The sequence below is a fragment of the Xylophilus sp. ASV27 genome, assembly GCF_016428875.1.
Lineage (GTDB): Bacteria > Pseudomonadota > Gammaproteobacteria > Burkholderiales > Burkholderiaceae_C > Xylophilus.
This window is the reverse complement of record NZ_JAELTO010000072.1, coordinates 1-24,350: the sequence shown is the minus strand read 5'-3', so window position 1 is coordinate 24,350 and position 24,350 is coordinate 1. Positions and strand designations below refer to the sequence as shown.

The window sequence follows — 24,350 nt, the reverse complement described above, 5'->3', positions numbered from 1 at the left end:
CGCCACGTGGCGACGTCGATCACGACACTGCGCCATCGACTGAGCTATCAGTTGATCGCTCGTCTCGGGCAGTGCCCATGCTGCGGAAGGGCAAGCGCAAAGCATCTTTTATGACACAGTAAGATTAGGTCCAGCCGACCAACTCCTCCCGTGGAGAATTGATGGACCGTGCAACGACCACACTCCTATGACACCTTGGTGCTACGCCGTGGCGAGTTTTCTTCTACGACTTCACTTTTGACAATGGCATCAGGTGCTCGATGACCGCGCGCAGGAGCCATGCCATGAAAAACGAAAGGTCGGAACCGTCGTACAGACCCATCACGAGCTACCCACCAGGTGCACTGGTGCGCAGTTCGGACATCTGTCGCGATCCCAGACGCGGCTATGCCGGCATTCTGCCGATCGACCGAAGCACTTGGCACCGTTGGGTGAAGTCGGGCAAAGCGCCGGCAGGCCGCTTCCTCGCCGGAACCTCCACGCGGGTCTGGGAGATCGAGGCGATCCGCAGTCTGGGAATACCTACGCCGTGATCGTATCGATCCGGTCCGCCACCCACTGCAAGGCTTTGCGTCGCTCTTCAGCGTATTCGGCGTGGGTGTAGGCCGCCACGACGGAACTGCGCTCTTGGTGGGCAAGCAGTCTTTCCACCACCTCACGGGAAAACCCATTTTCCCGCAACAAAGTGGCAGCCGTCCCCCGCGTTCCGTGCGGTGAGAACTCCGGCACCCCAAAATCCAAACGCTTGATGAAATGGTTGAGCGTAGCGTCCGATATCGGCTTGCCCTGCCCTCCCAGGAATCGCATCGGGAACACGTACTCGCCATGCCCTGACATCTTCTTCAACTCCTGCAACAGGTCGAGTGTCTGCTGCGACAAGTAGACCCGGTGCGGGCTACGCATCTTCATGCGCGCGGCGGGAATATCCCAGATGCGCGCCTCCAGGTCGAACTCGTCCCACTTCGCCAGCCGCAATTCGGACTTGCGCACCATGGTCAGCATGAGCAGCTTGACCGCACAGATGGTCACGGCACTGGCCGTATGCTGCATGCCGACCTTCTTCCAGAACGCGGCCAGTTCCTTTTCCGACAAGTGCCGATGGTGGATTTTTGGCGGCACCTTGATGACGCCCCGAATCGCCACGGCCGGGTTGCTGTCCACCAACAGCTTTCGGATCGCGTGGTTAAAGATCTGCTGAATCAGTGCCCGGCAGCGATCCGCCGTTGTCGGCACGTGCTTGAGCTCCTCCACGATGGCCAGCACGTGGGCCGGCTTCACCTCTGCCAAAGCCTTTTCCCCGATCGTGGGATTGATGTGTGCATCCAGCAGACGGATCGTCTGGCTTCGGTAGCTCTCGGACCGATAGAACAGGGTGTCGGCGATCCACTGCTTGGCGAACGAGGCAAACGTGATGCGTGCCCGGTCCTCAGCTTCCCGCTGAGCCGTTGTCTCCCGGGTGTACCGGATCGGGTCTATCCCCTTGGCCACCAACGCGCGCAACTCTGCATGCTTGTCGCGCGCATCGGCAATGCCGATCTCGGGATATGGGCCGATCGTCAACTTGGGCCGGCTACCGCCGAGCCGGTAACTGTAACGCCAAACCTTCGATCCCGTGGCCAGCACCTCGACATACAGGCCCCCACCATCCGTCAGGACATAGGGCTTGGCCTTGGGTTTGGCCGCGTTGATGACCGTTGCACGAAGGGCGTAGTTGACACTGCGATCTGCCATGGGTGGCTCCATGAAACCGGCGAGAGGTTGCTGGTATGGCTCCATATTCTGCACCATGGAGCAATTCATGGAGCCATGGAGCCGCAATGCAGACCGACCTCGCGCAACGATGGGCAACAAAAAAACCTCGATCCCAGAGAAAATGAGGTCCTCTTGCAACCAGGAACACCCGGCGGAAACGAGATTACATGTTATCGATCATGACCTGCCCGAATCCCGAGCAGCTCACCTGGGTCGCCCCTTCCATGAGGCGCGCGAAGTCATAGGTGACCTTCTTGCTTGCGATCGAACGCTCCATCGAGCCGATGATGAGGTCCGCGGCTTCCTTCCAGCCCATGTGGCGCAGCATCATTTCGGCGGAGAGGATTTCGGAGCCCGGATTGACGTAGTCCTTGCCGGCGTACTTGGGCGCGGTGCCATGGGTGGCCTCGAACATCGCCACCGTGTCCGACAGGTTGGCGCCCGGGGCGATGCCGATGCCGCCGACCTGCGCGGCCAGCGCGTCGGAGACGTAGTCGCCGTTCAGGTTGAGCGTGGCGATCACGCTGTACTCGGCCGGGCGCAGCAGGATCTGCTGCAGGAAGGCGTCGGCGATGCTGTCCTTGACCGTGATGTCCTTGCCGGTCTTCGGATTCTTGAAGCGCATCCAGGGGCCGCCATCGATCAGCTCGGCACCGAACTCATTGCGCGCCAGTTCGTAGCCCCAGTCGCGGAAGCCCCCTTCGGTGAACTTCATGATGTTGCCCTTGTGCACGATGGTCACGCTGGGCTTGTCGTTGTCGATCGCGTACTGCAGGGCCTTGCGCACCAGGCGCTCGGTGCCTTCGCGCGACACCGGCTTGACGCCGATGGCCGAGGTGTCGGGGAAGCGGATCTTGTTGACGCCGAAATCCTCGCGCAGCAGCTTGATCAGACGCTGGGCCTTCTCGCTGCCGGCCTCGAACTCGATGCCGGCGTAGATGTCTTCGGAGTTCTCGCGGAAGATGACCATGTTGGTCTTCTCGGGCTCGCGCACCGGGCTGGGCACGCCCTTGAAATACTGGATCGGGCGCAGGCAGACGTACAGGTCGAGCTGCTGGCGCAGCGCCACGTTGAGCGAACGGATGCCGCCGCCGACGGGCGTGGTCAGCGGCCCCTTGATCGACACGACGTAGTCGCGCACCGCGTGCAGCGTCTCCTCGGGCAGCCAGACGTCGGGGCCGTAGACCTTGGTCGACTTCTCGCCGGCATAGACCTCCATCCAATGGATCTTGCGCTTGCCGCCATAGGCCTTGGCCACGGCGGCATCGACCACTTTCAGCATCACCGGCGTGATGTCCACGCCTGTGCCATCGCCTTCGATGAACGGAATGATCGGCTGGTCCGGCACGTTCAGCGAAGTGTCGGCATTGACGGTGATCTTCTGGCCTTGGGCTGGCACGTTGATGTGCTGATAGGACATGGGCGGGTGTCTCCGGTAAGCGGGGGAATGGGAAGGCGCGCCCGCGCTGCTGGCAGTGCGCGGACTGCACAAATTCTATTCCCAATAGAATGCGCATCGCCCCGCCAAACGGCCCTGCAACGCTGGGTCGGGCAGGCGGCGTTTTTCCTTCCGGACAGCACTCTTCCCACACCCCCAGGAGCCTTCTCCCATGAACCGCCTTCTCGCCACCCTGCTCGCCGGATGCTTCAGCGTTGGCGTCTATGCCCACCAGGCTCCGGTCCACACGCACGCCGGCGGCATGACGCCCGTGGCGGCAACCCACGCGCACAAGGCCAAGTCCAAGAAGCACCACGCGGCCGCCAGGAAGGGCCAGCATGGCGCCAAGCACGCGAAGGCCAAGCGGTCCCGGCACGCGCCGCACGCCTGACGGCAGTCCGGCCATCGCCAAGGCGCCTTCGGGCGCTTTTTGCGGGGGCGGCAAGCGCGCTGCCCTTTTGCGACAATGCCTCCATGAAATCCCTCTCGCTTCCGGTCCTGCGCCACCTGCTGCTCTCGGCCATGCTGGCAGGCGCGGCATCCGCCGGCGCCCAGGACGGCCCCGACGGCACCCCGCAGACCGACCTCCAGCGGATCAGCCTGCAGGCGGGCATGTACCGCATCGAAGCGCAGGTCGCGGCCACGCCGCAGCAGCGCGAGATCGGCCTGATGTACCGCCGCGAGATGCCGCAGCACGAAGGCATGCTGTTCATCTTCGATCAGCCCGCGACGCAGTGCTTCTGGATGAAGAACACCCGGCTGCCGCTGACGGCCGCCTTCGTGGCGGACGATGGCACCATCGTCAACCTTGCCGACATGAAGCCGCAGACCACCGATTCGCACTGCTCCGAGAAACCGGTGCGCTACGTGCTGGAGATGAACCAGGGCTGGTTCTCGGCCAAGCACATCAAGGCCGGCGCGAAGCTGACCGGCGCACCCTTCAAGCCGGCACGCTGAGGCGCCGCGCTCAGTCCGGCAACCTGCCGAGCACGCGCAGGTCGAGGCGGCCATCGGCCAGCGTGGCGCGCAGCGCTTCGCCCGGCTGCACGTCGCCGGTGCGCTGCACCGTGCGGCCGGCCTCGTCTTCCAGCCACGCATAGCCCCGCTGCAGCACCAGCCGCGGATCGAGCATCTGCAGCCTGAGCCCGGCGCGCTGCAGGCGTGATGCCTCGAAGGCCTGGCGCGCGGCAACGGCCGGTGCGAGCGCCGCCGCACAGCGCTGCTGGGCCTGCGCGGCGCGCTGCAGCGCAGCCTGCATGCCGTAGCGCAGCGCATGCGCATGGCGCTGCAGCAGCAGCCGCTGGCCCGCGAGCCGCGCCGAGGGCCGCCCCATGCGCGCCGCCGCCCCATCGAGCCGCTGGGCGTGGCGGTCCAGCAGCTTCTGGGCGGCAGCGGCCAGGGCGTCGCCCGCCAGATCGAGCGCGCCCGCCAGCACCTCGCGCGCCGGCGCGGCCAGTTCGGCCGCGGCCGTGGGCGTGGGGGCGCGCAGGTCGGCGACGAAATCGGCGATGGTGAAGTCGGTTTCGTGGCCCACGCCGCTCACCAACGGCACCGGGCTGGCGGCGATCAGGCGCGCCAGCGGCTCGTCATTGAAGGCCCACAGGTCTTCGATGGAGCCGCCGCCACGCACCAGCAGGATCAGATCGACGGGCGCCGCCGCCTGCGGCGCCGCGGCCAGCGCATAGAGCGCCGCCAGGGCGTTGGCGATCTCCACCGGCGCTCCGGCGCCCTGCACCGCGGCGGGCGCCAGCACGACGGGCACGTGCGGCGAGCGGCGGCGCAGCGCGGTGACCACGTCATGCAAGGCGGCGGCCCCCAGGGAGGTGACGATGCCGATGCCGCGCGGCATGGCGGGCAGCGGGCGCTTGCGCGCGGCGTCGAACAGACCCTCGGCCTCGAGCCGGGCCTTGCGCTGCAGGAACTGCTCGAACAGACTGCCCTGGCCGACCCGCGTCATCGACTCGGCCACCAGTTGCAGGTCGCCGCGCGCCTCGTAGACGCCGATACGGCCGCGCACCTCCACCAGTTCGCCATCGCGCGGGGAGAAGTCCAGCAGCATGGCCGCGCGCCGGAACATCGCGCAGCGGATCTGGCCGCCCGCATCCTTGAGCGAGAAGTAGCAGTGGCCGCTGGCGGCGCGCGAGAAGCCGGTGATCTCGCCGCGCACCGCCACGGGGTTGAAACGGGCGTCTAGCGCATCGGCCACCGCGTGGCACAGGGCGCCCACGGCCCAGACGCGCGGCCCGGCGGCCTGCGGCGCTTCACGCATGGCGTGCTTTCCGAAGGCGGATTGCTGCTGCTTTTTTCATCAAACTGTCACAGGGCTAATACGGGCGCGGCCTGGACGCGGGCACCCTGGGTTTTGCGGTGAACTTATCCACATGATTTGTGGGCTACCGCTGGTGCTGGCCGGCGGGGCACTCCCGGACAGGCGTGCGCCATAATGCCCGGCGATGTCATCTGCCCTCGGGGAGTGTTCTTGTTTTCGATCATACAAGCGGCCGGCTGGCCGATCTGGCCCCTGCTGGCCTGCTCCGTGCTCGCACTGGCTCTCATCATCGAACGCTTCATCAGCCTGAAGGCCGCCAAGGTCGCGCCGCCGAAGCTGCTGGACGAGGCGATCACGGTCTCGAGAAGCGGCGTGCCCGCGCCCGATCTGGTGCAGCAGCTGGAGCAGAACTCGGCCCTGGGCGAAGTGCTCGCCAGCGGCTTGCGTGCCCTCAACGTCAATCCGCGCTGCAGCGAGGAAGACCTGCGCTCCTCCATGGAAGGGGCCGGCCGCAGCGTGGCGCACCGCCTGGAGAAGTACCTGGGCGCGCTGGCCACCATCGCCTCGGCCGCGCCGCTGCTGGGCCTGCTCGGCACCGTGATCGGCATGATCGAGATCTTCGGCTCGCAGGGCGGCGCCTCCGGCACCGGCAACCCGGCGCAACTGGCGCAGGGCATTTCCATCGCGCTCTACAACACCGCGTTCGGGCTGATGGTGGCCATTCCGTCGCTGATCTTCTGGCGCTATTTCCGCGGCCGGGTGGACGGCTACCTGCTGACGCTGGAGCTGTCGGCCGAACGCTTCCTGCGCCACCTCTACCTGCTGCGCAAGCCCTGAGCCGGCGAACCGCATGAGCCTGAACTTCCGCGCCCGCTCCCGCATGGACTTCCGCACCAGCGGCAAGGACGAGCCCGAGATCAACCTGATCCCGTTCATCGACGTGCTGCTGGTGGTGCTGATCTTCCTCATGCTCTCCACCACCTACAGCCGCTTCACAGAAATCCAGCTGCGCCTGCCGGTGGCCGATGCGCAGGCCATGCGCGACTACCAGAAGGAGGTCGAGGTCGCGGTCAGCAGCGACGGGCACTTCACCGTCAACCGCAGCCCGGTGGCCAGCGGATCGGTGGACGCGGTGGCGCGGGCCCTGGGCGACGCGGCCAAGGCCGGCCGCGACACGGTGGTCATCATCAGCGCCGACGCGAGCGCCGCCCACCAGAACGTGGTCACGGTGATGGAGGCCGCGCGCCGCGCCGGCCTGTCGCAGATCACCTTCGCCACGCAGAGCACGGCCAGGGCCGGCGGCAAGCCCTGACGCGGTGCGGGCGCCGTGAACTTCTCCCGCGCGCTGCAGCAGGCCTGGCTGCGGCGCGGAGCGCTGGCATGGCTGCTGTGGCCGCTGTCGCTGGCCTATGGCCTGCTGTGGCGCCTGCGCGCCCTCGCCTACCGGCAGGGCTGGCTGCGCAGCGAGCGGCTTCCCGTGCCGGTGCTGGTGGTGGGCAACGTCGTCGCGGGCGGCGCCGGCAAGACGCCCACGGTGATCGCCGTGCTGGAGCACCTGCGGGCGCGCGGCATTGCCGCCGGCGTGGTGTCGCGCGGCTACGGCCGCCGCCTGCCGGCCGGCGGCGCCGATGACGTGCGGGAGGTGCAGCCGCACAGCACGCCCGCCGAGGCGGGCGACGAGCCGCTGCTGATCCGCCGCCGCACCGGCGTGCCGGTGTTCGTCGGCCGCGACAGGGCTGCGGCGGCACGGCGCCTGCTGGCCCGCTACCCGGCCACCCGGCTGATCGTCTGCGATGACGGCCTGCAGCATCTGGCGCTGGGGCGCGACATCGAGGTCTGCGTGTTCGACGACCGCGGCGTGGGCAACGGGTTCCTGCTGCCCGCCGGCCCGCTGCGCGAGCCCTGGCCGCGCCCCGTGGCCGCGGTGCTGCACACCGGGGCGCATCCGGCCTTTGCCGGCTTCACGGCCCGGCGCCGCCTGGCCGACCACGCGCTGCGCGCCGACGGCAGCCGCGTGGCGCTGGCCAGCCTGGGCCAGCAGCCGCTGCATGCCCTGGCCGGCATCGCGCGGCCGCAGGCCTTCTTCGACATGCTGCGCGAGCGCGGGCTGTGCCTGGCACACACCGAGGCGCTGCCCGATCACTATGATTTTGATAGCTGGAAGCCCAGACAGCACCTGGGCTTCATGCCAATCTGCACTGAAAAAGACGCCGCGAAGCTATGGCGCGTCGCGCCGCAGGCACTGGCCGTGCCGCTGCGGTTCGAGCCCGAGCCCGCCTTCCTGGCCCGGCTCGACCGCCTGCTGGATGCACGGCTATGATCCGCCGCTTGCCCCTCGCCTCTCCACACCCACTCTGATCCATGGACAGCAAACTGCTCGAACTGCTGGTCTGCCCCGTCACCAAGGGCCCGCTGACCTATGACCGCGAACGGCAGGAACTGGTGTCGCGCAGCGCGCGCCTGGCCTACCCGGTGCGCGACGGCATCCCCATTCTGCTGGAGGAAGAAGCGCGCACGCTGACCGACGCCGAGCTGGAAGGCTGAGGCCGCATCCGCCATGCGCTTCACCGTCCTGATTCCCGCACGCCTGGCCTCCACGCGCCTGCCCGACAAGCCGCTGGCCGACATCGCCGGCCTGCCCATGGTGGTGCGCGTGGCGCAGCGCGCCCATGGGTCCGGTGCCGCACGCACCGTGGTCGCGGCCGACAGCCCGGCCATTCTCGACGCCTGCGCGGCCCACGGCGTGGAGGCGGTGCTGACCCGCGCCGACCACGTCTGCGGCAGCGACCGCCTGGCCGAAGCCTGCGACCTGCTCGGACTGCAGGAGGACGAGATCGTCGTCAACGTCCAGGGCGACGAGCCGCTGATACCGACGGCCCTGGTCAGCGCCGTCGCGGCGCTGCTGCATGCCCGGCCCGACGCCAGCATCAGCACGGCGGCGCATCCGATCGGCAACGTGGCGGACTACCTGAACCCGAACGTCGTCAAGGTCGTGCTGGACGCCAGCGGCCTGGCGCTGTACTTCAGCCGTGCACCGATCCCCTGGCAGCGTGACGGCTCCACCGCGCAGGCAGTCGCCCTGCCCGCGCCGGCGCCGCTGCGCCACATCGGCATCTACGGCTATCGCGTCGGCTTCCTGCGTGCGTTTCCGCAACTGCCGCAGGCCCCGCAGGAAATCGCCGAGGCGCTGGAGCAGTTGCGCGCCCTCTGGCATGGCCACCGCATCGCCGTGCACGTCACGCCCGACGCGCCCGGCGCGGGCGTGGACACGCCGCAAGACCTGGCGCGCGTGCGCGCCCTGCTGGGCGGCTGAGTCCCAGCGGCGTCCCGGGCGGCGCCGGGCTGCATGCTATCCTCGACTGCAACCCGAGCACCGTCCCCGCGCCCGTCGGCAGACGCGCCGCGCGGTCAGCGGTGCCAGCCGACTTCAAAACCATCCGAGGACATCCATGAGACTGATTCTGCTGGGCGCGCCAGGTGCCGGTAAAGGCACGCAAGCGACCTTCATCTGCCAGAAGTACGGCATCCCGCAGATCTCCACCGGCGACATGCTGCGCGCCGCCGTCAAGGCGGGCACGCCGCTGGGGCTGCAGGCCAAGGCAGTCATGGAGTCCGGCGCTCTCGTGAGCGATGACCTCATCATCAACCTCGTCAAGGAACGCATCGCCCAGCCCGACTGCGCGCAGGGCTTCCTCTTCGACGGCTTCCCGCGCACCATTCCGCAGGCCGACGCCATGAAGGCCGCGGGCGTCAAGCTCGACTACGTGCTGGAGATCGACGTGCCGTTCGACGCCATCATCGAGCGCATGAGCGGCCGCCGCTCGCACCCCGGCTCCGGCCGCACCTACCACGTGAAGTTCAATCCGCCGAAGGTCGAGGGCAAGGATGACGTCACCGGCGAGGACCTGATCCAGCGTGAAGACGACAAGGAAGCCACGGTGCGCAAGCGCCTGGAGGTCTACAGCGCGCAAACGCGTCCCCTGGTGGACTACTACTCCCGTTGGGCCACCCAGGACCCCGCCGCCGCTCCGCGCTATCGCAAGATCAGCGGGCTTGGCGCGGTCGAGGAAATCACGGCACGCGCGCTGCAGGCCCTGGCGGGCTGAATCCCGCCGCACGCGGCGTTTTCAGGCGCCGGCCAGCTCCAGCATCAGCTCGATACGCGCCTTGACGGGGGAAAGCTCGCGCGCCGCCGGCAACGGGTGCTCACCTGCGGGCAGCACGGGCCCATAGGCACAGCGCGTGGTGCGCCACACGCGCACGTTTTCGGCCTGGGCCTGCTCCAGCGCGGCCAGCAGTGCGGAGTGGATCGAACCGTTTCCGGTGCCCGCGACGACCACCCCCTGGGGCCGGACCGAGGGCGCCTGCGCCAGCAGGGCCCGCACGATGCGGCCGTCCGCCCCCGCATGGCTCAGCACGATGTCCACACGCGGCAGCTCGGTGATTCGCGCCACCCGCTCCAGTGAACGCCCATCCGGCGCGGCGCACGGCCAGCCGCGCACCTGGCGCACGGCGCCCTCCTCCACGTAGGCCACGGGTCCTGCATCACCCGAGCCGAAGGCATCGAGGCGGTAGGTGTGCTCCTTGCGGACATCCTGCGCGCCGTGCACCCGCCCCGCGCACACCACCAGCACGCCGCACGCGCCCGGCGTGCGCACCAGGGCCATCGCGTCGCGCAGGTTCTGCGGGCCGTCGGGCGCGAGTGCCGTGGCCGGCCGCATGGCCGACACCAGCACCACGGGCTTGCGCCAGGCCAGCAAGCGGTGCAGGAAGTAGGCCGTCTCCTCCAGCGTATCGGTGCCATGGGTCACGATCACGCCCTGCACGTCGTCCTGGGCCAGCCAATGCGCGCAGCGCAAGGCCAGCGCCTTCCAGACGCCGAACTCCATGTCCTTGCTGTCGATCTGCGCCACCTGTTCGGCGTGCAGCGGACACGCGTCGGGCGGCAGGTGGGCAAGCAGTTCCTCGACCGTCAAGCAGGCCGCCCGATAACCCAGGTTGTCGCGGGCATTCGGGGCCGAGCCCGCGATGGTCCCCCCGGTGCCCAGCACCACGACACGGCGCGCGACACCCTCTTTTTTCAGGCTCACTTGCACACTTTCCAAAACTGGTCAAAAATACAGCTACTGGATATCCAAACAGCCCCGTTGCCGAGGATCACCGATGATCGATACCCGCACCTCCGCCGTCAAGCTCACGCCGCGCCAGCAGCAGATACTCGAGCTGATCCACACCGCCGTGGCGCGCACCGGCGCGCCGCCCACGCGCGCAGAAATCGCCGCAGAACTCGGCTTCAAGTCCGCTAATGCGGCCGAGGAGCATCTGCAGGCGCTGGCGCGCAAAGGCGCCATCGAGCTGGTCAGCGGCACCTCCCGTGGCATCCGGCTCAAGAGCGACACGCTGCGATCCCTGCACGCCTCCCGCGGCGATCCGTTCTCGCTGACGCTGCCGGGCCTGGCGCAGTTGGCATTGCCCCTGGTGGGCCGGGTCGCGGCAGGCGCTCCGATTCTGGCGCAGGAACATGTCGAGCAGACCTACCACGTGGAAGGCAGCCTGTTCCAGCAGAAGCCGGACTACCTGCTCAAGGTACGGGGCATGTCCATGCGCGACGCCGGCATCATCGATGGCGACCTGCTCGCAGTGCGCGCCTCGCGCGAGGCGCGCAACGGCCAGATCGTGGTCGCCCGGCTCGGCGAGGAGGTGACCGTCAAGCGCTTTCTGCGCACTGCCCAGGGCATAGAACTGCACGCCGAAAACCCGGACTACTCCACCATCTTCGTGGCACCAAACGAGCCTTTCGAGATCGAGGGGCTCGCGGTGGGCCTGATCCGCAACACCATGCTGATGTAGCAGGCTTGGCACCGCGACAAGGTGGCGGGCGTTCGGCGAGCCTGACGGCAGGCTCCGACAACCCTGGCCGCGGAGCCTTTCCCCAGAAATCCTGCCGATGTTCCAAGTCGTGGCTCTCGGAGTATTTACATGCAAACTGCCATTCTTGCACGCGCCAACCTGCTCGCCCCGCTGTCCGCCTGGGTGGAGCGCTTCGCCAGCCGCCGCATGGTCCATGCAGCGGCGGAAAACCATCGCCACCCGGCTCTTCCGCCCCTGCCGAACGGCGCGGCCATGGTGCGGACCTATCCTCCCTGCGCCAACGATGCATGCAACCCGCCGGCCGGCATAGTGCGTCGCCGTACGCCCGCCCTGCGCGTGGTGCAGGTGGTGGAGGGAACGCAAGCGCCGCACTGTGCCGGCCGCATGGTGATTTCGGGCCGCATGGCCGACGTCTGCGCCGAACTGGATCGCCTGAGCGCCCGCGAGGCTGCCACGCGCTGAGGTTCCGCTCCGCTGGCGGATCACCGGCGGTCTGCGCGGCGGCAGCGTTGAGGCGACGAATCCCGGGCACCTTGCCCGACTTGTCACCTTTTGCGAGCATTCATGGCCGGCCGAACGGGAAAACGGCCCATACCCGCGAGGCACAATGGCACCATGAACATTGTGATTCTCGACGACTACCAGGACGCGGTGCGCAAGCTGCACTGTGCCTCGCGGCTCGACGCCTACCCCGCCAAGGTCTACACCAATACCGTCAAGGGAATCGGCCAACTCTCCGTCCGGCTGCGCGATGCCGACATCATCGTCCTGATACGCGAGCGCACCCACATCTCCCGGCAATTGGTCGAGAAGCTGCCCAGGCTCAAGCTGATCGCGCAGACCGGCAAAGTCGGCAACCACATCGACATCGGTGCCTGCACGGAGCGCGGCATTGCCGTCGCCGAAGGAGTGGGCTCGCCGATCGCGCCTGCCGAACTCACCTGGGCGCTCATCATGGCGGCCATGCGGCGCCTGCCGCAGTACATCTCCAATCTCAAACATGGCGCCTGGCAGCAATCCGGTCTGCGTTCGGCCTCCATGCCGCCGAACTTCGGCATCGGAACGGTGCTGCGCGGCAAGACACTGGGCCTGTGGGGCTACGGCAAGATCGGCCAGATCGTGGCGGGCTATGCCCAGGCTTTCGGCATGCATGTGCGCATCTGGGGCCGGGACGCCTCGCGCGCCAGGGCCCTGGCCGACGGATACCAGGCGGCCAACAGCAAGCATGAGTTCTTCGAGCAGTGCGACGTCGTGTCCCTGCATCTGCGCCTGAACGAAGAGACACAGGGCATCGTGACCCTGGACGATCTCTCGCGCATGAAGCCCACGGCCCTGATCGTCAACACCTCCCGGGCGGAACTGATAGAACCCGAGGCGCTGATCGCCGCACTCAACCGCGGCCGTCCCGGCATGGGCGCCGTGGACGTTTTCGAGAACGAACCCCCGCTCCAGGGCCATGCGCTGCTGCGCCTGGAGAACTGCATCTGCACACCGCATATCGGTTATGTCGAGCGGGACAGCTACGAGATGTACTTTGGCGCGGCATTCGACAACGTGATCAACTACATCAGGGGTGCACCGACCAACATCGTGAACCCTGGCGCACTGCAAGTGCGCAGGTAGTCGATGCAGACCAAGGACCAGCCCCCTGGACCACGAGCAGGCACGGGGGGTTTCAGGCCTTTCCGTCCGTTTGCTTGCCACCCCCAGGAGGTGGCACCCCGACGTCGAAAAGGTCGAAGTCGATCAGACTGCTGGCGGCCCCAGGCGCCGGCGCAAAGTCCTTGACATCCTTGTTCGTCGCCATCGGAGCGGGCGGCACTGCTGGCGCGGAGTCGTCAAGCAAAAGATCGAAGATCAAAGGCTCAATGGTGGCGCTGCTCGCTGCCGCATTGCCCATGTCTGCCCGCTGCTGCGACGCCGCTGGAGCGTCAGGACCGAGGCCTTCGGCCACGGCACCCCCTGCAGGAGGGACGTCCACTTGCATTGCGCCAGCCGGTTGCGCCCCGGCGCGCATGGGGCGTGCCCCTCTCGCACTGGATCGACCATGCAGAGACTCGGCGATCGTGCGCAGCAGCAGCAACTCGCGATAGGCTTCCAACTCGAAAGGGACGGGATGCACAGGCCCGTCACTGCGGAAGAGGTAGGAGTCGATCACGTCCAGAACCTCTGGCTCCCGCCACCGCGACTCGATGGCATTCAACGCGTCAGGATAGTCCTCAAGACGCCGCACACTTTTCAGGAAGCCCGCGAAAGCCGGAACCTCGGCATTGAAAACGGCGTTGAATTCCTCGCGCAGCCTGCGATAGTCATCCGTCAGGCTCAAGGTGTGCAAAATCTTGAGCAGATCCAGATATACCGCAGGACTCGCCCCTGGTCGCTCGACAATATGGCGCTGCAACAAGGTGATGGCCTGTTCGTGCTGCCCCAAGGACACGAAGAACTCCGCGTTCTGCTGCACCTCGAGGTCGGCATCACCGTCCGAAGCCGTCGAGGCATCCGTGCCCACAGCGGCTGCGGCGGGTGCTGGCGCAGGAAATGCTGCGATGGGCGCGTCGTTCCATGTTGCTTCCATGGGGGCCGTCACCGCAGTTGGCGCCATCGCAGGGCGCGCGACCTCCGGGAAAGGCATCGACGGAGCGGCGACCACAGGAGGCGCCATGCCGTCTGTCCACTGCGACGGCATGCCAGATTCTTCGTGTTCCGGTGCGGCGCTGCGCCGCTTCCACCATACCGTCCGGTGACTCTCACCAGGCGGCCACCGCCACCGGGCCAGCAGCATCCCCAGCGCCAGGGCCAGCAGCGCCAGTACCACCGTCATGAGCCAGTGGATCCATCGATCGCTTCCGGCCTCATCCAATTGCCCTTGCAACGCCGCGGCACGACTGCGCTCGCGCGCTTCCTTGGCCTGCAGCGCCTTGAGCTCGGCCTCCAACGCGTGAAGACGCTCCGCGTTGCCTGACGCCTCGGCCGGAACGGCTGATGTCTCCGTGGTGAGCTTGCGCCAGGTGGCCGCGGCAGCGGCCCTCTGCTCCGGCGTGGCCTCGGCGGGCCTGACCATATCCAATGCTGGACGCAGGCGCACGTCGTGCTCCTCCAGCCAGTCCAGCGGCGACTGAAGTTCCAGTCTTGGCCGTCCCGGCTCCGCAGCCTTTGCCGCGCCTGGGGCGGTCGTGGGACGCCGGGCAGATGGCCTTGCCGACGGCGCTACAGGTTTTGTGGCGGGTCCAGGACGGGTATTCGCGTGGATCTCCGATGGCTGCGTTGTGGGCCTGCCCGCGGAACCGGTTGGAGTAGGAACCGCGGCCAAAGCGTCAATGCTCGCGGCCTGCGGCATCGATGGAATCTGATGCACTTCGCTGTCGGCCGCATTCGGCGCCGATGCCAGCAGAACATAACGCCGCGACAGGCTCTGTCCACAGCCAGCGCGCAACACGATCGAAACGTAGGGCTCATTGACCGCCACGCTGGATAGCAAACGCAACTGCGCGCGCTCCGGCCGATTGCCCGGCGACACTACCAGCCGCACGCGCGACGGATCGACGGCAGTCTCACCGTAGAAAACCTCCGCATTCGGACAAACTGCAGAGACTTCGCCCCCATTGTCCAGAGAAAGATCGAAGTGCAAATCAAGCGGCTGCCCCATCACGGCGGCTCCGCGCGATGTCCCGAGCGATAAGGCTGCACTCCCACAAGCCGAAGCGGTCAGTACGACACCAATAACAGTTTTGCGACCTATCACACCTCAGCCTTCTCGGTTTCCCGTAGATTCTGTCATATGCGCTCGCAATTTCATGCCCCGATAATCCAACAATGCACAAGCAAACTTCCTTGATCGCCGTGATCGGCGCAGGTGCCATGGGAAGAGGCATCGCGCAATTGGCAGCCCAGGCCGGCAGCGTCGTCCGGCTCTTTGACAACAGTACGGATGCGGTGAGAGCCGCCTGCACCTCAGTGCACGCCCAATGGGACAAGATGCAGGACAAGGGCCGCATCGATGCGGCCCAGTGCGCGGCGCTCAAGGAACGGCTGCTTCCGGCGGACTCGCTCGAGGCCCTGGCAGACTGCGCGCTCGTCATCGAGGCGATCGTCGAACAGCTCGACGTCAAGCGCGAGCTGTTCGCCCGGCTCGAGCAGATCGTGGCGCAGGATGCCGTCCTCGCCACCAATACGTCGTCCCTTTCGGTGACGGCGATTGCTGCAGGCCTGACGCACCCGGAACGCTTTGCCGGACTGCACTTTTTCAATCCGGTACCGCTCATGAAGGTGGTGGAGGTGATTGCCGGGCTGCGTACCTCAGCTGCGGTGTGCGACACCTTGCACGCGTACGTCGGCCAGATGGGCCACACCGCCGTCCGCGCCCAGGACACCCCCGGCTTCATCGTGAACCATGCCGGCCGCGGATACGGGACCGAGGCGCTGCGCATCGTCGGCGAGAGCGTGGCCGACTTCGCCACCATCGACCGGATACTGAGGGACCAGATCGGCTTCAAGCTGGGCCCGTTCGAGCTGATGGACCTCACGGCGCTGGACGTATCGCACCCGGTGATGGAGTCGATCTACCACCAGTACTACGAGGAACCGCGCTACCGCCCCAGCGTGATCACCGCGCAGCGGCTCGCCGGCGGCATGCTGGGCCGCAAAAGTGGCCAGGGGTTCTATGCCTACGTGGACGGCGCCGCTGACGTACCGCCCGAAGCGCCCATCCCTCAGGTGCAGGGTCTTCCGCCCGTGTGGGTCTCCCCGCGAGCGGCGCGGCGCGCCGAGTTGCTGCAATTGGTGAAGGACCTGGGCGCCGCCATCGAGACCGGCGCCTCGCCCTCTCCCGAGGCGCTGACGCTGGTCGCCCCTCTGGGTTTCGATGTCACGACCGTGGCGGTGGTCGAACGCCTGGACCCTGCACGCACCATAGGCATCGACATGCTGGCCGAGGACGCCAGCACCCGGCGCCGCGTGCTGGCGACCAACCCCGCGACCCGCAGCGACATGCGCAATGCCGCCCACGCCCTCTTCGCCCGCGACGGCAAGGCGGTCAGCGTGATCCGCGACAGCGGCGGCTTCGTGACACAGCGAGTGGTGGCCACCATCATCAACATCGCGGCCGACATCTGCCAGCAGGGCATTTGCTCCCCACGCGATCTGGACACCGCCGTGACGCTGGGCCTGGGCTATCCGCAGGGACCTCTGGCACTCGGCGACCGGCTGGGCCCCACCAACGTGCTGGAGGTGCTGTTCAACCTGCAAACGGTCTACGGCGATACCCGCTACCGCCCCAGCCCCTGGCTGCGCCGCCGCGGCGCGATCGGCCTGAGCCTGCTGCACACGGAAGACTGACTCTGCCCTTGCCGGAAAGCCCCGCATGCCCGCACAACTGCTCAGTACACGCCATGGCGAGACCATGGTGCTCACCCTTCACAACCCCGACAACCGCAATGCGCTGGGGCCGGAGATCTACGCCGCAGGCATCGAGGCGCTGAACTCAGCCGGCGCGGACATCCGCAGCGTCGTGATCGTCGGGCAAGGCAACACCTTCTGCGCGGGCGGCAACCTGGAGCGGCTCAAGGCCAATCGCGAACGGCCGCCCGAAGTCCAGGCGCAAAGCATCGAAGGCCTGCATCTCTGGATCGAGGAACTGCGCGCTTTTCCACAGCCCGTCATCGCCGCGGTGGAGGGCGCTGCGGCTGGCGCAGGCTTCTCGCTCGCGCTGGCCTGCGATTTCATCGTGGCCGCGCGCGATGCCTTCTTCGTCATGTCCTACAGCAGCGTCGCCCTGTCCCCGGATGGCGGCGGCAGCTGGCACCTGCCCCGGCTGCTGCCCCGCCCGCTGGTCAACGAACTGCTGATGCTCGGCACGCGCATCGAGGCCGAGCGCCTGCATGCCCTGGGCGCCGTAAACCAGTTGGCCACTCCGGGAAGCGCGCTGACCGAAGCCATGGCGCTGGCCGATCGGCTCAATCGACGCGCCCCGAATGCGCTCGCAAGCATCAAGGAACTGGTGAACAAGGCGCCTCATACCGAACTGCCGGGGCATCTGGCCGCCGAGCGCGATCGCTTCGTTCGCAACCTGCACCATCCCAATGCCGGCGTCGGCATCGAGGCGTTCCTGGCCAAGACCACGCCGCGCTACGCATAGCGCCCCGGCAGCGGCGGCCCCGAAGGACGGGTCGCTCCGGCGACAGCGCCAGGCCCTCCAAGTCACCCACACGACAGACCATGGACGAACCGATTCTTACCATCGAGGAACGCGAGGCCATCAACGGCGGCCGCTGGTTCTCCTCCCTCTCTCCCTCCCTGCGACACGACATCCTTCGATGCTCCTTCGTCAAACGCTACAAGGATGGCGACCTGATCGCCGCGCGCGGCGACGCGCCGGAAGAGTGGATCGCCTGCGCCCGCGGCGCGGTACGCGTGAGCTCCACCTCGGTATCCGGCAAGCAGATCACGCTGACCTATGTGGAGCCGGGCATCTGGTTCGGCGACGTGGCCTTCTTCGATGGAGAGAGGCGCACGCACGATGCCTACGCCCATGGCGACACCACCATCCTGTGCGTGGCGCGCGCCGACTTCCGCAAGATCCTGCAGCAGCATACGGAACTGTACGAGGCACTGCTGCGGCTGCATGCACGGCGCATACGCCAGTTGTTCGGACTGGTCGAAGACCTGAATACGCTCCCGCTGCGCGCGCGCCTGGCCAAGCAGCTCGGCCACCTCGTGCGCAGCTACGGCGCTCCGAGCCTCGCGGACGGCAGCGAGATCCGCATCAGCCTGCAACTCGCGCAGGAGGAACTGGCCCAGTTGCTGGGGGCCTCACGCCAGCGCGTGAACCAGGAACTCAAGCTCATGGAACGCGAGGACGTGATCCGCATCGAGCCGGGCGGCCTGGTCGTGCGCAACCGCCAGATGCTGATGCGCATCGGCGAAGGGGACCTCTGAGCCCACCCCATTTCCACCACAACCGGTGCGCAGGCACCTGAGACGAGACAATGCCCGACTACGACCATTTCGTGGGCACCCGGCCCGTGTCCGCTACCCATGCCCTCGACACCCAGGCACTGGCCGCATGGCTCTCGGACCATGTGCCTGGCTTCACCGGCCCGCTGTCGCTCGAGATGTTCAAAGGCGGGCAATCCAACCCGACCTACAAGCTCATCACGCCCAGCCGCTCCTATGTGCTGCGCGCCAAGCCCGGGCCGGTGGCCAAGCTGCTTCCTTCGGCGCACGCCATCGAGCGTGAATATGCGGTGATGCGCGGCCTGCGGGGCACCCAGGTTCCCGTCGCCCAGATGGTCGCGCTCTGCGAGGACGAGTCCGTGATCGGACGCACCTTCTATGTCATGGAGTTCGTCCAGGGGCGCGTCCTGTGGGACCAGACGCTGCCGGGCATGGAGCGCGCTGAACGTTCGGCCATCTACGACGAGATGAACCGGGTCATTGCCGCGCTGCACACGGTCGACTACACGGCGCAGGGTCTGGCCTCCTACGGCAGGCCCGGCAATTACTTTGACCGGCAGATAGGGCGCTGGAGCAAGCAATACGTGGCATCCATCACCGACCCCATCCCGGCGATGGAAAAGCTCATGGACTGGCTGCCGGCACATATGCCGGCCAGCGCGCGCGACGAGTCGCGCACCTGCATCGTCCATGGCGACTACCGTCTCGACAACATGATGTTCCACCCCATCGAGCCACGCGTGCTGGCCGTGCTCGACTGGGAGCTCTCCACGCTCGGCCATCCGCTTGCGGACTTCAGCTACCACTGCATGGCCTGGCACATCCCGCCCGGTTCGTTCCGCGGCATTGGCGGGGTGAACCTGCAGGCACTGGGCATTCCGACCGAGGCCGAGTACATCGCCCGCTATTGCGAGCGCACCGGCATCGCCAGGCCCGAGGAATTGGCCGCCGACTGGAACTTCTACCTGGCCTACAACCTGTTTCGCATGGCGGCGATCCTGCAAGGGATCGCCAAGCGCGTGCAGGCAGGCACCGCCTCCAGCCCACAGGCGGCCGCCTCTGCCGCGGGCGCGCGTCCGCTCGCCGAAATGGCGTGGAAGTTCGCCCAGCAGAGTTGATGGCGAGCCGGCGCGCCGGGTGGGAGCCGTCCGACATCCGCGTCATCCGTCATCCATTTCACGGCAAAACCCGCCGAAAATGGCTCCAAAGCCGTGGTGTGCCGTCATACTGGCATTACAACAACTCGGTAGAGGACATCTCCATGACCACAACGACTTCCACCTTCCGCGCCCTTGCCGCTGTACTAGCGGTCAGCGCCGCCGCCTATGGCGTCGCCGCGAATGCCCAGACGACGGAGACAGATCCGGCGTCCAAGCCTGGCGTGGTGGAAAAAACCAAGGAACTGGGCCACGAGGCCGCCAGTGCGACCAAGCGTGGCGCCAAGAAGGTAGGGGATGCCACGTCGAACGCCGCCAGCAAATCGGCGGCGGCAGTTCGCCATACGGGCGAGCGCATCGGCAGCAAGCTGCCGCCAGCGCCCCGTGACGAAGGCCTCAATGCCCAGGGCCAGCCACGCACGCCGGCCAACTGAAAGCCTGTCACGCGCAGAGGGCACCGTTCGCGGGGCTCTTTTTGTTTTTCAGGGCCGGTTCGCTGATCCGTCAGCAGATGCAGGCCCTTCCGCTCATCCAGCAAAGGAGAAATCATGGCCAGCACCGAAAGCCCGGACGTCCCGGAGAACATCGATCCCGACGGCGTGGTCGGCCGTGTAGCGGCCTCCGCCCACGAAACCGTGGACCGCGCCGCACAGAAGGCCCAGGAGAGTTGCGACCGCCTGGACCAGTTCTGCTCCGACGTCGCAGACCTGCCGCGCGACACCATCCGCACCCACCCCATCGCTTCGATGGTGCTTGCGCTCTCCGTGGGCTACATTCTCGGCCGCCTCGGCGGCCGTTGACCTGCATCACGCCTGGCTCAGTCGCCAGTCGGCTCGGGCTGCACCACGCGCTCGCATTCCTCGTCGAACGGAATGCCTGCCGCTGCCATGAGACCTTCTCCGAGCCGCGGCAGTTCGGGCTGGTCGTCAGGCAACGATGACGGGTCGTCCTTCACCGAAGGGAACTCCGGATTGGTGGCCATGGAAGACTCCTCAAGTAAACAACGGGATCCGCCGACATGCGGCGGGAAGCATTGCAGTCGCCGTTATGATCGGGCGCCTTGGCTTGATGCCACATGGATTGCGTCCATGACTGCCCGTAGCTCAGTTGGATAGAGCATCGGCCTTCTAAGCCGAATGTCACAGGTTCGATTCCTGTCGGGCAGGCCAGCAGAATCCGGCGCTGCCACGTGCTGCGGCCGGTCCGTAAGGAAGGCTCAGGCCGCCAACTCATTCTGGCGCAGTTTCAGCAAATCGAACATCCCCATCGACGTCTGCTTCGGGTCTGGCCCATGCCAGCCCGCGCACCCCGACGAAATAAGCGCGGCCGGTTCCGGGATGCAAGTCCCAAGGCGCTAGAATGCGCGCTGTCGGAGCGTAGCGCAGTCTGGTAGCGCATCTGGTTTGGGACCAGAGGGTCGAAGGTTCGAATCCTTTCGCTCCGACCATTTCCCCCGAGGCCGGCCCACTTCCGAGCCCCCACTCTTCCCATGCTCAGCATCCACGCCGACACGTCGCATGTCATCCAGTTGGCCGTGGGGCCCGCCTTCATGCTGGCGGCGATCGGCAGCACACTCACCATCCTGACCAACCGCCTCGCGCGCGTGAATGACCGCACGCACAAGCGCCGCGAAGACCGCGCCACCGCCGATGCGTCGAAGCACGCTGAGATCGACGACGAACTGCACACGCTGAACCGGCGCGCCAAGGTCATCAACGCCGCCATGTCCTCGGGCTCTGCCTGCGCGATCATCGTCTGCCTGATGATCGCGTCGCTGTTCCTCGCCAACGAACTGGGCATCGCGTTCGACCGGCCGGTGGCCGTTCTTTTCGTCACCGCGATGGCGGCCCTGATCACCACCTACGGGCTGATGCTGATCGAAATCTTCATTGCGCAGCGCAGCATCAACCCGACATAGCCGGACACCCGCTACAGCAGCGACTGCCCCTGCTTCAGCACATAGTCGCAGGCCTTCTCCTTGAGCTGCGACTGCAGCCTGCCCATGTCGAAGGAACTGCCATCGCTGCCCTTGAGCATGCCGACCAGGCCGCTCTGGTAGCCCGCATCCTGCTGGGTCTTGGCCCCAGCCAGCCCGACCTTGCCCAGCAGCCGTTCCTTGACGGACTGGGCACTGCCGCCCTGCAGGTAATTGTTCTTGACACAGTACTCGATCACCCCGGCGGCATTGCTCAGGGTATCGCCGCCGATGGCCGGAAGGCCCAGCGCAGCCATGCCGGAGCCGCCGCCCAGCCCCGAGGGCAGGCCCAGGCCGGTGCCGGCATTGCCGCCGCCGATCTGGCTCTTCAGGTTGCCGAGCAGATCGGCGCGGGCGGGCATGGCGCCGACGGCGGCACACAAGGCGGTAGCGAAAAGCGCGTGGCGAAAGGACATGGAAACTCCCGTTGGATCAAAGCGCAAGCCTACAACAGGCCCCGCAACTCCCGCGCGGTGGCCATCAGCAGCGGCAGAGACTCCCGGCGCAAGCGATCTGCCGTCACATGCCGGGGCGAGGCCACGAGATTGAGTGCCGCCACGGTGCGCCCCTGCATGTTGCGCAAGGGCACGGCCAGTGCATGGACGTCGAGTTCATGCTCCTCTGACGACAGGCAGTAGTCGTCCCTGCGCGCCTGGGCAACGACCTTGCGGAAGGCCGCCATCTGCGTGACCGTATGCGGTGTGAGCCGGGGCAGCGTGCGCCCCGCGCACCAGGCCTTGAACGCAGCGGCGTCGAGCGACGCCAGCAGCACCCGTCCGGTCGAAGTGGCATGGGCCGGCAGCCGTGCGCCCAGGTGCAGGCCGTAGGCCAGCACCCGCACCGGCGCGCCATGCCCGCCGCTCTGCGCCACGATCACCACCTCGTCGCCATCCAGCACCACGCCCGAGAAAGACTGCTGAGTCTGCGCCGCCAGGCGGTTGAGCGTCGGCTGCAGCACCCGCGGCAGCCGGGCCGAGGCCAGGTAGCTGCCGCAGAAGCGCAGCACCTTCGGCGCGAGCCAGAAGTAGCTGCCATCCGTTTCCAGATAGCCCAGATGGGTGAGCGTGAGCAGGTGCCGCCGGGCCGCTGCGCGCGTGATGCCGGCACGCTGGGCCGCCAGCTTGGCATTGAGCCGCTGGCGTTCCGTGTCGAAACTCTCCAGTACCGCCAGGCCCTTGGCCATGCCCTCGATGAAGTCCGCACGTTCGATTGCCATGTGTTTCTGCCGAATGCTGGGCGATGATCGCACAAACACTCCCGTGATCGCACAGCGCGCGGCGGCCACGGGTGGCACCGGCCGCAGCCCCGCCCTACCCTTCCTGCATCTTTCAGGCAGCACACGAGGGAGACTTCCATGCGCACCCAGGTCGCCATCGTCGGCGCGGGCCCGGCCGGCCTTCTGCTGGGCCAACTGCTGTTCAAGGCCGGCATCGACAACGTCATCGTGGAACGCCAGAGCGGCGCGCACGTGCTGGGCCGCATCCGCGCCGGCGTGCTGGAGCAGACCACGCTGGACCTGCTGGACCAAGCCGGCGTCGGCCAGCGTGCGCACGCCGAGGGCCTGCCGCACGATGGCATCGAGCTGCTGTTCAAGGGCGCGCGCCACCGCATCGACCTGCATGCGCTCAGCGGCGGCAAGCGCGTCACCGTCTACGGCCAGACCGGGGTCACGCGCGACCTCATGGAGACCCGCGCCGCAGAAGGGCTCACGACCCTCTACGAGGCCCGCAACGTGAGCCTGCATGATCTTGACGGCGCATCGCCCCGCGTGCGCTACGAGCGGGACGGCGCCACGCAGCAGATCGACTGCGACTTCATCATCGGCTGCGACGGCTACCACGGCGTGAGCCACCGGAGCGTGCCGGCCCAGGCGCTGCAGATCTACGAGCGTGTCTACCCTTTCGGCTGGCTGGGCGTGCTCGCCGACGTGCCGCCGGTATCTCACGAACTGATCTACGCCAACACCGATCGCGGCTTCGCGCTGTGCAGCATGCGCAGCACCACGCGCAGCCGCTACTACGTGCAGGTGAGCGCCGACGACAAGCTCGAGCGCTGGAACGACGGCCTGTTCTGGGACGAGTTGCGCCGCCGGCTCGACCCCGAGGCGCGCGAGCGCCTGGTCACCGGCCCGCCGCTGGAGATGAGCATCGCGCCGCTGCGCAGCTTCGTGGCCGAGCCGATGCGCTTGGGCCGCCTGTTCCTGGCCGGCGACGCCGCGCACATCGTGCCGCCCACCGGCGCCAAGGGCCTGAACCTGGCGGCTTCCGACGTCGGCGTCCTCTACGAAGCGCTGGCCGAACACTACCTCGGCAAGAGCACCGCCGGCATCGACGGCTATTCGGCACGCTGCCTGCGCCGCGTATGGAAGGCCGAGCGCTTCTCGTGGTGGTTCACCTCCCTGATGCACCGCTTCCCCGAGACCGGCGAATTCGGCCAGAAGATCCAGGAGGCGGAACTGGACTACCTGGTGCAGTCCCGCGCTGCCGCCGCCTCGCTGGCGGAGAATTATGTGGGGCTGCCGTTCGACCAGCACTGACGCCCGGCACCGAAATGGTCTCAGACCTGCCGGGCGCACTCCACGATCAGGGCCCGCAGCCATTCGTGGGCTGGCGAGCCCATGGTGCGTGGATGCCAGAGCATGCGCACGTCGAAGGTCGGTAGTTCCAGCGGGATGTCGAAAACGTCCACGCGCGCCATGCCCTTCATGCGCCGAGCCAGCCGCGAAGGCATGCTGGCCACCATGTCCGAGGTTTCCAGCACGAAGGGCAGCGCCAGGAAGCTAGGGCAACGCTGAACAAGTCCACCACTGACGGCTCGAATGCGTTGTGATCCGATGAAGCAACAGACCCTGGCAGCAGCGGCCGATCAAGAGGCCGGATTCGAGCAATACCGCCGCCCCACCCGACGCGATGTGTTCCTGGCGACGATGGAAGAGAT

General features: G+C 67.1%; 28 protein-coding genes, 2 tRNA genes and 1 pseudogene. 22 read left to right on the top strand and 9 right to left on the bottom strand.

Annotated elements, in window-relative coordinates; all coding sequences use genetic code 11:
• Positions 1-522 precede the first annotated feature (522 nt).
• Entirely contained in the window at positions 523-1,731 is a 1,209-nt protein-coding gene (locus JHD63_RS15240) for a tyrosine-type recombinase/integrase (RefSeq protein WP_198971664.1), read from the bottom strand.
• A gap of 184 nt (positions 1,732-1,915) precedes the next feature.
• On the bottom strand, positions 1,916-3,172 hold the full coding sequence (gene icd / locus JHD63_RS15235) for an NADP-dependent isocitrate dehydrogenase (protein ID WP_198971663.1): 1,257 nt from the start codon (positions 3,170-3,172) through the stop codon (positions 1,916-1,918).
• A 190-nt stretch (positions 3,173-3,362) separates the two neighbouring features.
• On the opposite strand from icd, the gene JHD63_RS15230 reads away from it, so the two are divergent.
• Both JHD63_RS15230 and JHD63_RS15225 read left to right on the top strand, forming a co-directional pair.
• Positions 3,363-3,581: a hypothetical protein gene (locus JHD63_RS15230; RefSeq protein WP_198971662.1), complete on the top strand. Its 219-nt coding sequence runs from the start codon at positions 3,363-3,365 to the stop codon at positions 3,579-3,581.
• Positions 3,582-3,664: 83 nt separating this feature from the next.
• Positions 3,665-4,147: a DUF192 domain-containing protein gene (locus JHD63_RS15225; protein WP_198971661.1), complete on the top strand. Its 483-nt coding sequence runs from the start codon at positions 3,665-3,667 to the stop codon at positions 4,145-4,147.
• A 10-nt stretch (positions 4,148-4,157) separates the two neighbouring features.
• Here the strand turns inward: JHD63_RS15225 and xseA are convergent, their stop codons facing one another.
• Positions 4,158-5,459, bottom strand: coding sequence for an exodeoxyribonuclease VII large subunit (gene xseA, locus JHD63_RS15220; RefSeq protein ID WP_198971660.1), 1,302 nt, complete (start codon positions 5,457-5,459; stop codon positions 4,158-4,160).
• Positions 5,460-5,669: 210 nt separating this feature from the next.
• Here xseA and JHD63_RS15215 point away from each other — a divergent pair, with 210 nt between their 5' ends.
• The 6 genes from JHD63_RS15215 to adk all read left to right on the top strand — a co-directional run bounded on the left by JHD63_RS15215 (position 5,670) and on the right by adk (position 9,565).
• Positions 5,670-6,296 carry a MotA/TolQ/ExbB proton channel family protein gene (locus JHD63_RS15215; RefSeq protein WP_198971659.1) on the top strand — a complete coding sequence of 209 codons (627 nt, stop codon included), beginning with the start codon at positions 5,670-5,672 and terminating at the stop codon, positions 6,294-6,296.
• Positions 6,297-6,339: 43 nt separating this feature from the next.
• Positions 6,340-6,771: an ExbD/TolR family protein gene (locus tag JHD63_RS15210; protein WP_198971666.1), complete on the top strand. Its 432-nt coding sequence runs from the start codon at positions 6,340-6,342 to the stop codon at positions 6,769-6,771.
• 15 nt (positions 6,772-6,786) lie between these two features.
• Positions 6,787-7,779 (top strand): tetraacyldisaccharide 4'-kinase, encoded by a 993-nt coding sequence (gene lpxK, locus JHD63_RS15205; protein ID WP_198971658.1) that lies wholly within the window; start codon positions 6,787-6,789, stop codon positions 7,777-7,779.
• A 41-nt stretch (positions 7,780-7,820) separates the two neighbouring features.
• On the top strand, positions 7,821-8,003 hold the full coding sequence (locus JHD63_RS15200) for a Trm112 family protein (RefSeq protein WP_198971657.1): 183 nt from the start codon (positions 7,821-7,823) through the stop codon (positions 8,001-8,003).
• A 13-nt stretch (positions 8,004-8,016) separates the two neighbouring features.
• Positions 8,017-8,772, top strand: coding sequence for a 3-deoxy-manno-octulosonate cytidylyltransferase (gene kdsB / locus JHD63_RS15195; RefSeq protein ID WP_198971656.1), 756 nt, complete (start codon positions 8,017-8,019; stop codon positions 8,770-8,772).
• Positions 8,773-8,908: 136 nt separating this feature from the next.
• Positions 8,909-9,565, top strand: a complete 657-nt coding sequence (adk, locus tag JHD63_RS15190) for an adenylate kinase (protein WP_198971655.1) — start codon at positions 8,909-8,911, stop codon at positions 9,563-9,565.
• A 21-nt stretch (positions 9,566-9,586) separates the two neighbouring features.
• Here the strand turns inward: adk and JHD63_RS15185 are convergent, their stop codons facing one another.
• Positions 9,587-10,549, bottom strand: coding sequence for an asparaginase (locus JHD63_RS15185; protein WP_370590527.1), 963 nt, complete (start codon positions 10,547-10,549; stop codon positions 9,587-9,589).
• A gap of 73 nt (positions 10,550-10,622) precedes the next feature.
• Between JHD63_RS15185 and lexA the strand changes: the two genes are divergently transcribed.
• The 3 genes from lexA to JHD63_RS15170 all read left to right on the top strand — a co-directional run bounded on the left by lexA (position 10,623) and on the right by JHD63_RS15170 (position 12,953).
• Positions 10,623-11,309, top strand: coding sequence for a transcriptional repressor LexA (gene lexA, locus JHD63_RS15180; RefSeq protein ID WP_198971654.1), 687 nt, complete (start codon positions 10,623-10,625; stop codon positions 11,307-11,309).
• A gap of 129 nt (positions 11,310-11,438) precedes the next feature.
• Complete coding sequence (locus JHD63_RS15175) at positions 11,439-11,792, top strand: hypothetical protein (protein WP_198971653.1); 354 nt, start codon at positions 11,439-11,441, stop codon at positions 11,790-11,792.
• Between the two features lie 153 nt (positions 11,793-11,945).
• A complete protein-coding gene (locus JHD63_RS15170) occupies positions 11,946-12,953 on the top strand; it encodes a D-2-hydroxyacid dehydrogenase family protein (RefSeq protein ID WP_198971652.1) in 1,008 nt (335 codons plus the stop codon).
• 52 nt (positions 12,954-13,005) lie between these two features.
• On the opposite strand, the gene JHD63_RS15165 is transcribed toward JHD63_RS15170, so the two are convergent.
• A complete protein-coding gene (locus JHD63_RS15165; protein ID WP_198971651.1) occupies positions 13,006-14,976 on the bottom strand; it encodes a hypothetical protein in 1,971 nt (656 codons plus the stop codon).
• Positions 14,977-15,143: 167 nt separating this feature from the next.
• Between JHD63_RS15165 and JHD63_RS15160 the strand changes: the two genes are divergently transcribed.
• The 6 genes from JHD63_RS15160 (at position 15,144) to JHD63_RS15135 (ending at position 20,238) form a co-directional block, all read left to right on the top strand.
• Entirely contained in the window at positions 15,144-16,664 is a 1,521-nt protein-coding gene (locus tag JHD63_RS15160) for a 3-hydroxyacyl-CoA dehydrogenase (protein WP_198971650.1), read from the top strand.
• A gap of 25 nt (positions 16,665-16,689) precedes the next feature.
• Positions 16,690-17,463 (top strand): oxepin-CoA hydrolase, alternative type, encoded by a 774-nt coding sequence (locus tag JHD63_RS15155; protein WP_198971649.1) that lies wholly within the window; start codon positions 16,690-16,692, stop codon positions 17,461-17,463.
• Positions 17,464-17,543: 80 nt separating this feature from the next.
• Positions 17,544-18,263, top strand: a complete 720-nt coding sequence (locus JHD63_RS15150) for a Crp/Fnr family transcriptional regulator (RefSeq protein WP_198971648.1) — start codon at positions 17,544-17,546, stop codon at positions 18,261-18,263.
• Between the two features lie 50 nt (positions 18,264-18,313).
• Positions 18,314-19,399, top strand: coding sequence for a phosphotransferase (locus JHD63_RS15145; RefSeq protein WP_198971647.1), 1,086 nt, complete (start codon positions 18,314-18,316; stop codon positions 19,397-19,399).
• A gap of 143 nt (positions 19,400-19,542) precedes the next feature.
• Positions 19,543-19,872, top strand: a complete 330-nt coding sequence (locus tag JHD63_RS15140) for a hypothetical protein (RefSeq protein ID WP_198971646.1) — start codon at positions 19,543-19,545, stop codon at positions 19,870-19,872.
• 114 nt (positions 19,873-19,986) lie between these two features.
• On the top strand, positions 19,987-20,238 hold the full coding sequence (locus tag JHD63_RS15135; RefSeq protein ID WP_198971645.1) for a hypothetical protein: 252 nt from the start codon (positions 19,987-19,989) through the stop codon (positions 20,236-20,238).
• Between the two features lie 17 nt (positions 20,239-20,255).
• On the opposite strand, the gene JHD63_RS15130 is transcribed toward JHD63_RS15135, so the two are convergent.
• Positions 20,256-20,420, bottom strand: coding sequence for a hypothetical protein (locus JHD63_RS15130; protein ID WP_198971644.1), 165 nt, complete (start codon positions 20,418-20,420; stop codon positions 20,256-20,258).
• A gap of 110 nt (positions 20,421-20,530) precedes the next feature.
• Here JHD63_RS15130 and JHD63_RS15125 point away from each other — a divergent pair.
• The 3 genes from JHD63_RS15125 (at position 20,531) to JHD63_RS15115 (ending at position 21,356) form a co-directional block, all read left to right on the top strand.
• A tRNA-Arg gene (locus tag JHD63_RS15125) sits at positions 20,531-20,607 on the top strand.
• A gap of 201 nt (positions 20,608-20,808) precedes the next feature.
• Positions 20,809-20,885 (top strand) — tRNA-Pro (locus JHD63_RS15120).
• Between the two features lie 42 nt (positions 20,886-20,927).
• Positions 20,928-21,356 (top strand): DUF2721 domain-containing protein, encoded by a 429-nt coding sequence (locus tag JHD63_RS15115; RefSeq protein ID WP_198971643.1) that lies wholly within the window; start codon positions 20,928-20,930, stop codon positions 21,354-21,356.
• Positions 21,357-21,367: 11 nt separating this feature from the next.
• On the opposite strand, the gene JHD63_RS15110 is transcribed toward JHD63_RS15115, so the two are convergent.
• Both JHD63_RS15110 and JHD63_RS15105 read right to left on the bottom strand, forming a co-directional pair.
• Positions 21,368-21,829: a DUF2501 domain-containing protein gene (locus JHD63_RS15110; RefSeq protein WP_198971642.1), complete on the bottom strand. Its 462-nt coding sequence runs from the start codon at positions 21,827-21,829 to the stop codon at positions 21,368-21,370.
• 29 nt (positions 21,830-21,858) lie between these two features.
• On the bottom strand, positions 21,859-22,629 hold the full coding sequence (locus JHD63_RS15105; RefSeq protein WP_198971641.1) for an IclR family transcriptional regulator domain-containing protein: 771 nt from the start codon (positions 22,627-22,629) through the stop codon (positions 21,859-21,861).
• 138 nt (positions 22,630-22,767) lie between these two features.
• Between JHD63_RS15105 and pobA the strand changes: the two genes are divergently transcribed.
• Complete coding sequence (gene pobA, locus JHD63_RS15100) at positions 22,768-23,949, top strand: 4-hydroxybenzoate 3-monooxygenase (protein WP_198971640.1); 1,182 nt, start codon at positions 22,768-22,770, stop codon at positions 23,947-23,949.
• A 20-nt stretch (positions 23,950-23,969) separates the two neighbouring features.
• On the opposite strand, the gene JHD63_RS15095 is transcribed toward pobA, so the two are convergent.
• Positions 23,970-24,173 carry a hypothetical protein gene (locus tag JHD63_RS15095; protein ID WP_198971639.1) on the bottom strand — a complete coding sequence of 68 codons (204 nt, stop codon included), beginning with the start codon at positions 24,171-24,173 and terminating at the stop codon, positions 23,970-23,972.
• 73 nt (positions 24,174-24,246) lie between these two features.
• On the opposite strand from JHD63_RS15095, the pseudogene JHD63_RS15090 reads away from it, so the two are divergent.
• Positions 24,247-24,350 (top strand): annotated as a pseudogene (locus JHD63_RS15090) (IS5/IS1182 family transposase); the annotation flags it as partial.